Raw genomic sequence first — 9,880 nt, 5'->3', positions numbered from 1 at the left:
TCGAGCATGGTGGCCAGCAGGAACGCGTGGCCCTGGTCGAACCGGCCGATGAACGCTTCGCGCAGGTCGTTGATCTTGGGCCGCATCCGGCCGTGGGCCATCTGCGCGAGCGTGTTCGGGTCGCGTTCGCCGGCGATCAACGCGGCCAGCATCTGCCGGCCGGAGACCCCGAAGATGTCGGAGGCGATCACGGACAGCTTGATCTGGGCATCTTCCAGGAGCTTCTCGACGCGTTGTTTCTCGGCGGTGCGGACCGCGACGAGGTTGGCCCGGTAGCGGGTCAACGCACGCAGGTCCCGGATCGGTGGCGGGGGCACGAACGAGGGCCGCAGCATGCCGCGCTCGGCGAGCTTGCACACCCAGACTGCATCGATCACGTCCGTCTTGGGCCGAGACGGCAGGTTCTTGACGTCTTTCGCGTTGACCAGCCAGGTGTCGGCGATGACGCCTTCCAGCACGTAGAACGGCGGCCGCCAGTAGTCGCCGGTGGCCTCCATCACGACCCGGGTGACCCCGAACGAGGTCAACCAGTCGGCCAGCACCAGCAGCTGGCGGGTCATCGTGGAGAACGTGCGGACCAGCTGCCGGCGCCGCCCGGACCGCCCCGGCAGCCGGACCGCACAGACCACCTCGGCCTTGCCGATGTCCAGCGCGGCGACCCGCTGCACGATCTCGTCCGGATCGACTTCCTGGTCTTGCTGTTCCCACGGATCGACGTGTGCTTCCACGTCCATCAGGTCACCTCCTCAACCGTTCGACCCCCAGCCCGGACGGGCCCCGGGTCCGGTCGCCCGGAGGAGCTGAAGGGCAACCAGCGAATCTAGTCCGCGTGCTCGTAGCGACAATGAAGGGCCCACGACACAGCTCCCAGCGCCCGACTCAGCGTCGGCCTCCAACGAGCAGGGGACCAAGCAGACACGACGTCACCGAGCGACCGGACCCCCATTTTCAGCCCGGGAAGGGCTGCCCCGCCAGGGGCACCAAGGACTCAGCTGCAACCAGCATCGCCGCCCCGGTGCTCAGGGCCAGGACGAGCGCAACAGTGGCACGCAACCGCTTCCGAGGGACCACGCACGCCAGGAAGGCACTGGTCGCGGTGATGACGCACAGCGCCACGACTGCGGTCAGCATGCCGTCCTCCTAGGTCCTCTCGGGGTTCGTTCGCAGGAGGCAATCACGAACAGGTGGTTAAGGTCGCGGGCTCGATGTGGTGTGTTCATGTCACCGGGATCGGCCGGCCAGATCAGATATCTGACGATGCCGCGCAACTTGAGGCCGATCGCCAACCGGACAGACAGCAGCAGCAGGGCCCAGCCGACGTCGGCCCGATGTCACAGGACCACCAGCCCCGACACCTTCTATCGGTGACCACGCAGACCACTGACCTCGCGAGGCGCCATGACCACCGTGCTCTCTGCAGCCTGGGCTGCAGCCGGCTTCCCCTCCTCCTCGTCGACGGCAAGCGGACCCTGCGCCAGGTGCGCTTCAGCCGGCGCTCTCGTCCCCGTCAAGACGGCCGTGTCGAAGGTCTTCACCGGCTTCGACGACTGGGTCAACCCCTCCGGCCCGGGACTCTGCCCGCCGTGTGCGTGGGGGTATCAACACCCTGAGTTGCGGTCCCGGCCTCACCTGGTCAACCGAGCCCCGGACCGCCTCGTGGCTCTGGACCGCCACGGCGTGTTCGAGCTGCTTGCCGGCGGTCCACTCGAGCCGACATCCGCGCTCACCGTTCCGCTTCGACCAGGCCGCAAACACCTCTTACCCGGCGCCAGCTGGGGACGCGTGACCCTCGACGACATCCAGCTGCCCTGGACCGCGATCGAGGCTCTGCTGCTCGCCCTCGTCGCGCACCTGAGATCCCAAGGTTTCGGAACCCGAATGCTCAGCGAGCCGGCCCCACCGTTCCCCGTCCTGCGCCGGCTGCCGGCCAGCGACTGGGCCGGCACCATGCGCGCCTGGAGCCAGCTGGCCCCATGGCGCACCACACCGTCCCCGTGGCTCGATCTCGCGCTACACATCACCACACCCAAGGAGTAGTCATGGCCCAGCTGCCGTTCCACACCGTCACCGCCCGAAGCGATGAGCTCACCCACCTGGTGGTCACCAGCCCCGCTCTGCGCAGCAGCTCCCCCGACCGGCTGCCCTTCGCCACCCTCTGCGGCCGCGCCGTCGACGACGCGTCAGACACCCCCGTCCACGACGTCGCCTGCAGCCGCTGCCTGGTGTGCGCACCCAAGTTCATGGGCCTGCCGGCATTCGAGGTGCGACTGTGAACCCGACGCCATCCCCGACTGATCGGTGGCTCGCGTCCGCCAGCCATGTGATGCCGCCGCTCGAAGGCGCAGCAGGGACCGCGGAGCGCCTCCTCCTGCTGGTCCACTACGGCGTCGACTGGCAAGGAGGTTGGGTCGGTCGGTACCGCACCACCTACTGGGACCGGCTGCTGCCCGACCGGGTCATCTGCGCCACCTACCGCGCTGCGAACCTGCGCCGCTGGTGGCGCGACGTCGCCGACGACCTCGGCTCCCAGCCACGCTCGGCCCCCGAACGCGCCGAGCTCGAAGAGCTGCTGCGAGCCGAGGCCCTCCCCGTGCTCGAGGTCCTCCGCTTCGAGACCGAGGCCCTCCTCCTGCGAACCAGGATCGTCGCGGACGCCGTCCGCGCCCGGCGCACACCCGAACCGGCGAAGGCGTAACCCGCATGGCCACGATCAAGTGGGACGCCACGTTGACCGCGACATCCTCGATCGCCCACGGTGGCGAGACCCGCGGAACCATCACCCTGCTGCGGCGTGAGCTGATCGCCCACCCAGCCGGCCACCTGGTCCATGTGCCGGTGATCTCAGGGAACACCCTCCGCGGCCGCCTGCGCCGAGTCGGCGAAGAGCTCCTGCGCGACGTCCTGGGCTACGAGGGACTCCTGCATCCCGCCGCCGCGCACGCGCTTCGCGGAGGAGGGTCGCTGGCCAAGGCCTCCCACGAGCCGCTGTCCGGGAACCGCCTACAGCGCCTGCGCAACCTCGTGCCCCAGATCGGCATCTTCGGCGCGGCCGGCGGCGGCGCCATCATCGACGGCGCTCTGGATGTGGGCAAGGTCGTCCCCCACGTCGCTGAGACCAACCACATCACCGGCGCGACCTCCACTGTCTCTGCCTTCACCGCGACCCAGATCGAGGCGTACACCCGCCAGGACGACTCCTCGACGCACGACTTCGCCCAGGTCCTGGCCGTTCCACCCACGGCCCACCTCACCTTCGACGCGTCCGGCTCCCCCGAGATCCACGAGCACCCCAGCTCGTCCCAGCAGATGCTCTTCAACATCGAGACCTTCCCCACCGGGACAACGTTCGCCACCTGGATCAGACTGCGCCGGCCCACCGACCTCGAGCTCGCCTTCTTTACTGACCTCCTCGAGGCCTTCACTGCTGACGCCAGGATCGGCGGGCGCATCGGCATCGGCCACGGCCAGATCCGCGTCGACCTGCAAACCAGCGCCGACCGGGCGGCTCCGCTCGTCGACTGGCGAGCCCACGCCCGGGACCATCGTGACGAGATCCTGCAGTCGCTCGGAGGGCTCATATGAGCAGCCACCGGCCGATGGTCATCCGGGCACACCTGGCCGCCGGGATCGCCCACGCGGCCCCGTGGGGCATCGCCCTCGACGGACTTCTCGCGGCCGAGATCTGGGCCGAGCACAAGGCCGCCAACCGAGCCGCCGGGCAGGACCACGTGCGAGCTCTCGACCAGGCCGACCCACCGGACCTCGATCTCCCCTTGGCTCGCTGCACACCGGCCATCGGGCCGTGGCACTGGGCAGCCACCTGCGCCTACCCGGAGCGGCCCACAGACCGCGTCGACGTGCACACCTGGACGGGCCGAGTGGACCGCCGCGCGCTCGAGCAGGTGGCCACGTCGCTGCCCAAGACGGTGTCCGACCGCCAAGGCCGCTACCGGGCCCGGCGGATGCCGCTCCTGGTCACCCCCTGTCCCAGCGTCACCTGGCACGCCATCGGTGACCCCGACCGGATCGGCGAGATTCTCGAGCCCGTGACCAGCATCGGCAAGAAGCGCACCAGCGGTGAAGGCCACGTCCTGCGATGGGAGATCCTTACCAGCTCAGGTCTGGACCACTTCGCCGCAAGCCACCTGCACCCCGACGGCACCCTGGGGCGGCCGACGCCGTCCCAATGCTTCACCGGCGCGGCCGCGCCCGCCGATGGCGGCCACGGCCGTGCCGGCATACGACCGCCCTACATGCACCCCGCCCGCCAGCACGAGCTCCACCTCCCCGCCCTGCTGACCACATGAGCCGCAACCCCGGCCTCGATGTCCGCGCATTGCAAGGCCTGCGCTCCACCCAACGCGACCTGCCACTGCTGTACCGCAGGATCGAGGATCACCTCGACCGCTGCGAGGGCTACGTCGCCTTCTCTGGTGGCAAGGACTCGCTGGTGACCCTGCACCTGGTGCTCCAGGTCGAGCCCGACGTCCCCGTCGCCTTTTTCGACAGCGGACTGGAGTTCCCCGAGACCTACGCCTACATCGAGGACCTCGCCCATCAGTGGCGTCTCAACCTCGACGTCATCCCGGCCGAACACACCACCCTGGAGGTACTGGCCGCCACCGGAGCTTGGGATCACCACGCCCAGCGCAACCCTGCCGCGCCAGACCTCCACCGAACCCTGATCACCACCCCGGCCGCAACAGCCCATGAGCGTCACGGGCCCGGCGAGCTCTGGGGCGTTCGGGCCGAGGAGTCCCGCGGCCGCGCAGCGGCCTACGCCAACGCGCTCCGGGCCACCCCGTGCGACTGTTCCCCAACCCACTGCACCACCCGGCGAGACCAACGATCTCGACACGGCGGCCTGATCCAACGCGTCGACGGCACCACCGCCTATGGGCCGGTCTGGGACTGGAAGACCCCAGAGATCTGGGGACACGTCGCCCGCCATAACATCCCGGTCAACCCCGTCTACGACAAGCTCCGCCGACTCGGCGCACCCGAACACTTCCTCCGCGTGTCCCACATGGTTGACGGCACCCGCCTCGAGGAAGGACGAGTCACTTGGCTCCGCCGCGGCTGGCCTGCCCTCTTCGAGGAGCTCGCCGTCGTTCTCCCCCGTCTGCGCGAGTACGTCTGAGAGTCAAGCACGCGATCCGGGGCCCGCCGGTCACGAACCTCATCGAGCAGCTGACCAGGCGCCCAAGCCGTCCCGTCACTGACAATCGAACCCGCCGGCACGTCCGCATCACGCGCAGAACGGCCCGAAACACCACAGACTTGAGCCAACAACCGTCCGTCATGGGCCACGGAGGAACCATGCAGCTCACCATCACCACCATGGTCGCCTGCTTCGAGAACGAACCCGCACCGGATGACCTCATCAACAACGTCCTCCACGGCAGGTGGTTCCTCCCCGACCCCGACACGCCAGCCTGCGGTGAGGTCCTCCACGTCAAGCCGGACCAGACCAACGACGGCACTGAGCGGATGTTCGTCTGCGACCGGCCAGCACAACACTCCGGCCGGAAGCACCGGCAGGTCGTCGACGCCGCAGAAGGCGAGATCCTCGAATGGGGCACGCCCAGCCCCTGACGGCTTTCCCACTCCCTCCACAGCCGCAGACTGGACATCGATGACCAAGGTGACCACGCCACAGCTCGACCCACGTATCGCCATGCATATCGCCGGGTTCGACCCGCGCACAGGCGCGCCCATTGAGATGACCGCCGCGCGGCACTCCGAGCTCACCAGCACCTGGCCGACCACCACGGCCACCCCAGAGGGCATCGCCGCGCAACTCACCCTCACCCGTGACCTCTACGCCCATGGCGCCTACGTCTACGAGTTCCTGACCGTGGCAGCTCACTACGCGCTCCTGGTCCTCGAAGCAGCGCTCGGCACCCGACTCGCCGTCCGCGGCAAGGGCATGCAGGACCTCATCAAGAAGGCACACCAGCAGGACCTCATCGACAACGACGAGAAGGAGCGGCTCGACGAGGGCGCAAGGAAGCTCCGCAACGGCTTCAGCCACCCCACCGCAGAGCCGACGATCTTCAACCCAGCCATGGCCGCCGGCATCATCAGAGCCAGCCACGACCTCGTCGCCAAGCTCTACCCCGACCAGGAACGCAGCTCACCGGTTTGAGGCAGGCCCCCGGGCACCCAAACCCCTGTTCAGAGGCTTTCCCGCTCGCCAGCCGGCGTAGGGGTGCTCCTCCTTCAGAACAACCCGCCCCTCGGCAGCTGCCGCCCCTCGGCAGCTGCCGCAGCTCGACAGTGGGGACAAAGGTCGACCCCTCCAGTCAGTGCCGTGCTCCAGCCGTCGACTCGCGCTTGCTCTCGGGCCAACGATGCGTTTTCCAAGATCTCGGAGCCCTCACCGCACCCATCGCACCGGGCACCTACCCACCGGTCCAGAGACATACCTCGGGGGTCACCCCGTCTCGTTCTGGTCTGGTGCACCGGGAAGCGTGGCGATGACAGCTGCGGCGACCTCGCTGATCGTGGTCTCCAAGGGCAGCGTGTGCTCGTACCGGGGGCCCCAGGCGTAGTCATGGAACTTCCCCGAGTCGCTGATGGTGACGCTCGTGAGTGGGTACCGACCTTCCTCGCCCCAGACGTTGATCCCCGCCGTCTCAGGACCCGTCGTGAAGCGGTCGGCCCGGACCCCTTGAGCACCCAACTGGGCGATGAGCTCGGCTGCCACCTTCCCCAGATCGAGGCTCATGAATCCTCCCTCGAGGTTCGGTCCCGGAAGTGGTACTGGCGCGGGTCGAGCTGCACCGCCTCGAGCACCCCCCAGAGGTACCGGTCGTCCTCGGCGATCGTCCGCCCGGACCGGATGGCTGCGGAACGGTGCTGCGCGATGGCACTGACCAGCTTGGCCACGACCTTGCGTCCGACCGGATTGAAACCGTCGGCCGCCTTGCCGGCCCACGCCAGCGGTCGGTCGTCGTCCACGCGCTGCAGCCGCTTCCACGCCTGCCCGCACACCTGCTGGAACTTCCGGGCGCGACGCTCCTCGGCCTCGTCGAGGCCGACCTCGAGCGCAGCCTCGGTCGCGTCGAGGAAGTCCTCCAGTGCGTCGAAGGTCCGTTCAGCGAGGTCCCCGTCAGCCAAGAGCAGAGCCCATAGCTGGGTCCACCGTTGACGACCACCGGGCTGGTCCTCCCGCGGCATCAAATTGGACCGGACCAGCTCGGCGAAGTGCTCATCAGTCATGGCGAGCAGCTCGTTCCCCGAGCCCAGGTTCTGAGGGATCGGCACAGGGGTCCGGACCCTAGACCAGGGCTGGTTGATCAACGGCACGAGATCGACTCCTTCGAGCGTGTGTGTTGCCACGATCATGCCGCGACACCAGCCTTCTGCCGAGCCACCGCACGCTCGTGGGCACGGGCGGCAGCGTTCGCCTGCTTGCACTCGGTGCAGCGGCACCCGCGCCGGCGGTACCAGAAGTAGGAGCCGTCGCCCACGGGGTGGATCGCACCGGCCGTCGCCTCGCTGCGCGCGAGATCCTGGAGCCAGTCCGCCGTTTCCACGATGGTCTGCTCGAGGCTGACCATCCGTAGCCGGTCGGCACGAGTTGTCCCGGCCCAATAGCCCTGCTCATCTCCCGTCAACGCCCACAGCAGGCACTCCTGCCGTCCGGGGCAGCGCCGGCACAGCGCGGCCATGACGTCCGGAACGATGGTGCGCTCCCGATCAGGGACCCATTCCATCTGCCCCGGGTATGTCGCGCACCGAGCGTCTTGGATCGGGAAGGCCCGGACATAAGACTCGGAGGCCGCCTCAGATGTCTGAGGAGCCTCCGGGTCAACCTGCATGCTCGCAGTGGCATCAGTGTAGGTCCTGCTGAGGGTGATGGTCATGATCTGGATCTCCTTCGGGGCTGGTGAGGCCTTCGCTGATCGCCGTGGTGAAGGGCGATGGAATCAAGAGTGGCACAACTTGCTGCGAACCGTCTACTTCTGGGTTTGGCGTGTTCTGCGCGGGTGTCGCCCGGCACCGGGGGTCCCTACACTCCGAACGTGGGTGCAGAGGCGACGTACAGCTATCGCGAGGTCGCGGACCGTGTCGAGGAGGTCCTCGGCGAGCGGCCCTCGCTGTCAGCTCTGCGTGCCGCGGCCGCGGTGGCTCGGCGCACACCAACGACCCAGGGTCGTCCGCGACTGACCGCCGGCATGCCAGCCCCGGCGCCGGCGCGCTCCAAGACGTCGCCGGCAGTGTTCTCTCAGCGCAAGGTCGAGGCCTGGCTCCGGCGCCACCCCCGCCGGGTTCGGGCCGCCGCCCGTGAGGCGCTGGTGGCGTCCGCAGCCAACCCTCGTTCGCGGTTGGAGGTGGCGGTGCGCAAGGCCCGGCAGGCTGGGCTGAGCTGGCGGGTGATCGCCGACGGCATCACTGAGGGATCTGGTGTCACCCACAGCCTCGCCGGCGTGCACAAGGCCTACCGGTATCTTGACGGACCGGTGCACGTCAGCAGTCGCTCAGGTCCAGACGGAGGGCGCGCAGGTCGCTCTCCGTGACCGGGAGGCCGTATGCCGCAGCGACGGCCGCGTACCGGCTGGCGTAGAGGCACCGACCGCCGGCAGTCGGCGGTGCCCAACCTTGAGGCGTCTTGTCACCCTTGGACGCGTTCACCCCGCGTGCGGTCGGCAGCAGGTTTCGCGGGTCGTTGGCGAAGTTGCGACGCTGCTGACTGGACCAGGACCAGGCTCCCAGGTCCCAAGCCGCAGCGAGCGGGTAGATGTGATCGATCGCCACCTGCCCTGCATCGGCCTTGGTGAAGGCGATGGTCGCGCCCGTGTAGGGGTCCCGCAAGATCCCGGCCAGCACGACGCAGCCACGCGTGCCGTGCTTGGTCGTGACGGCACTCATCGCCGCATGCAAGATCTGGTTGCGTGTGTCGCAGCCGTCATGGCCACCAGCGACGTCGACGTCGTCGCTCCAGGCGGGCCCGAACACACACCCATGACCCAGTCCGCAGTCGCGGTCATATCCAGGCACGGAGTTGCGAACCGGCACGGTGCGCAGTCCCACCGTCGCGCCGGTCGAGCCCGTGGCTGTGGGCGAGACCTGGGGCTCGACGGGGCTGGTCGACCAAGACGAGAAGTACCCAGCGGCGAGCAGGCTGACGATCGCCATAAGGACCCCCACCAGAGCCCGCCTGCGCCGTGTCATGCCGAGAGAAGGTGCCCACCGACGCCGGCTTGTGACGGGCCAGCCAAGGCCGACTGCCGGAGGAGGTCAGTCAGTCAGGCCTGGGATCCGTGCATCAGGATCGGGGTGGCCACCAGGGCCCCTCCCTGACGCTCCGCCAGTCCGTTGCGGATCAGGTCGGACAGGTACGTGGAGAAGGTCCCGCCCGTGGTGACGATGTCGACCGCCGTGCCGAGCTCCTCCCTCGTCAGGGCCGTCGGGTAGGCGTCGATCAGCGCGTCGAGCATCTTCGCCGCCCCGGCCCGCAGGATCGAGCGGTAGTGGCTCTGCAGTTCGAGGGCGCTCATCGGCTCGGGCCGCCCGCCGAGGTAGTCGAAACCCGCGTCGGTGAGGGTGTAACCCGCGCCGGTCTCGTCGAGGAAGCCCAGCCGGCGGATGTCGGACAGGTACGTCGACCAAGTACCACCGGTGGTCTTCAGCCTCGCGACCATTCCCCACTGACCCTTGGTCAGCCGTAGCGGTGCCATCCGACCCAGGGCCTCAACCATCCGTTTGGCCCCTGAACGCAGCGCCACCGGGTCCTCATCCGAGTCCCGGGATCCTGGGGAGTCCGCCACCGTCGTCGCTGCCACCGGCCTGGGTGGTGCGGCTGCCGGCCGTGGTCGCAGCAGGACCGCCCTGGTGTCGGCTGCGGCCGCGGCTGGCTTGGCGGCCTGCAGCG

At 68.8% G+C, this 9,880-nt stretch carries 16 protein-coding genes; 9 read left to right on the top strand and 7 right to left on the bottom strand.

Annotated elements, in window-relative coordinates; genetic code table 11:
* The coding region (locus L0H79_RS17300; RefSeq protein ID WP_301485893.1) for a transposase at positions 1-734 on the bottom strand (734 nt) is incomplete at its 3' end.
* Positions 735-948: 214 nt separating this feature from the next.
* Entirely contained in the window at positions 949-1,131 is a 183-nt protein-coding gene (locus L0H79_RS17295; RefSeq protein ID WP_301485892.1) for a hypothetical protein, read from the bottom strand.
* Between the two features lie 651 nt (positions 1,132-1,782).
* On the opposite strand from L0H79_RS17295, the gene L0H79_RS17290 reads away from it, so the two are divergent.
* The 8 genes from L0H79_RS17290 to L0H79_RS17255 all read left to right on the top strand — a co-directional run bounded on the left by L0H79_RS17290 (position 1,783) and on the right by L0H79_RS17255 (position 6,148).
* Complete coding sequence (locus L0H79_RS17290) at positions 1,783-2,037, top strand: hypothetical protein (RefSeq protein ID WP_301485891.1); 255 nt, start codon at positions 1,783-1,785, stop codon at positions 2,035-2,037.
* A 2-nt stretch (positions 2,038-2,039) separates the two neighbouring features.
* Complete coding sequence (locus tag L0H79_RS17285; RefSeq protein WP_301485890.1) at positions 2,040-2,273, top strand: hypothetical protein; 234 nt, start codon at positions 2,040-2,042, stop codon at positions 2,271-2,273.
* Positions 2,270-2,695 carry a hypothetical protein gene (locus L0H79_RS17280; protein ID WP_301485889.1) on the top strand — a complete coding sequence of 142 codons (426 nt, stop codon included), beginning with the start codon at positions 2,270-2,272 and terminating at the stop codon, positions 2,693-2,695. The genes L0H79_RS17285 and L0H79_RS17280 overlap by 4 nt, the downstream gene beginning before the upstream one ends.
* A gap of 5 nt (positions 2,696-2,700) precedes the next feature.
* Positions 2,701-3,582, top strand: coding sequence for an RAMP superfamily CRISPR-associated protein (locus tag L0H79_RS17275; RefSeq protein ID WP_301485888.1), 882 nt, complete (start codon positions 2,701-2,703; stop codon positions 3,580-3,582).
* Positions 3,579-4,307, top strand: coding sequence for a hypothetical protein (locus L0H79_RS17270; RefSeq protein ID WP_301485887.1), 729 nt, complete (start codon positions 3,579-3,581; stop codon positions 4,305-4,307). The genes L0H79_RS17275 and L0H79_RS17270 overlap by 4 nt, the downstream gene beginning before the upstream one ends.
* The gene (locus L0H79_RS17265) at positions 4,304-5,140 is read left to right on the top strand and encodes a phosphoadenosine phosphosulfate reductase family protein (RefSeq protein ID WP_301485886.1); all 837 of its coding nucleotides are present in this window, start codon (positions 4,304-4,306) and stop codon (positions 5,138-5,140) included. Before L0H79_RS17270 ends, L0H79_RS17265 begins: the two co-directional genes overlap by 4 nt.
* A 179-nt stretch (positions 5,141-5,319) precedes the next feature.
* Entirely contained in the window at positions 5,320-5,595 is a 276-nt protein-coding gene (locus tag L0H79_RS17260) for a hypothetical protein (protein WP_301485885.1), read from the top strand.
* Between the two features lie 40 nt (positions 5,596-5,635).
* Complete coding sequence (locus tag L0H79_RS17255) at positions 5,636-6,148, top strand: hypothetical protein (RefSeq protein ID WP_301485884.1); 513 nt, start codon at positions 5,636-5,638, stop codon at positions 6,146-6,148.
* Positions 6,149-6,436: 288 nt separating this feature from the next.
* Here L0H79_RS17255 and L0H79_RS17250 read toward each other — a convergent pair whose 3' ends face one another.
* From L0H79_RS17250 to L0H79_RS17240, 3 genes are all read right to left on the bottom strand, one after another.
* Positions 6,437-6,730: a hypothetical protein gene (locus tag L0H79_RS17250; protein ID WP_301485883.1), complete on the bottom strand. Its 294-nt coding sequence runs from the start codon at positions 6,728-6,730 to the stop codon at positions 6,437-6,439.
* Positions 6,727-7,224 (bottom strand): hypothetical protein, encoded by a 498-nt coding sequence (locus L0H79_RS17245; RefSeq protein ID WP_301485882.1) that lies wholly within the window; start codon positions 7,222-7,224, stop codon positions 6,727-6,729. The genes L0H79_RS17250 and L0H79_RS17245 overlap by 4 nt, the downstream gene beginning before the upstream one ends.
* Positions 7,225-7,346: 122 nt before the next feature.
* Positions 7,347-7,721, bottom strand: a complete 375-nt coding sequence (locus L0H79_RS17240) for a WhiB family transcriptional regulator (RefSeq protein ID WP_301485881.1) — start codon at positions 7,719-7,721, stop codon at positions 7,347-7,349.
* A gap of 309 nt (positions 7,722-8,030) precedes the next feature.
* Between L0H79_RS17240 and L0H79_RS17235 the strand changes: the two genes are divergently transcribed.
* On the top strand, positions 8,031-8,525 hold the full coding sequence (locus L0H79_RS17235) for a hypothetical protein (RefSeq protein ID WP_301485880.1): 495 nt from the start codon (positions 8,031-8,033) through the stop codon (positions 8,523-8,525).
* Here the strand turns inward: L0H79_RS17235 and L0H79_RS17230 are convergent.
* Positions 8,476-9,180 (bottom strand): HNH endonuclease family protein, encoded by a 705-nt coding sequence (locus tag L0H79_RS17230; RefSeq protein ID WP_301485879.1) that lies wholly within the window; start codon positions 9,178-9,180, stop codon positions 8,476-8,478. The two genes, L0H79_RS17235 and L0H79_RS17230, sit on opposite strands and share 50 nt — an antisense overlap.
* A gap of 74 nt (positions 9,181-9,254) precedes the next feature.
* Positions 9,255-9,880, bottom strand: a 626-nt coding sequence (locus L0H79_RS17225; RefSeq protein ID WP_301485878.1) for a hypothetical protein, incomplete at its 5' end; no start/stop codon positions are given.

Source organism: Intrasporangium sp. (assembly GCF_030452765.1).
Lineage (GTDB): Bacteria > Actinomycetota > Actinomycetes > Actinomycetales > Dermatophilaceae > Intrasporangium_A.
This window is presented reverse-complemented; position numbering and strand designations above follow the sequence as displayed.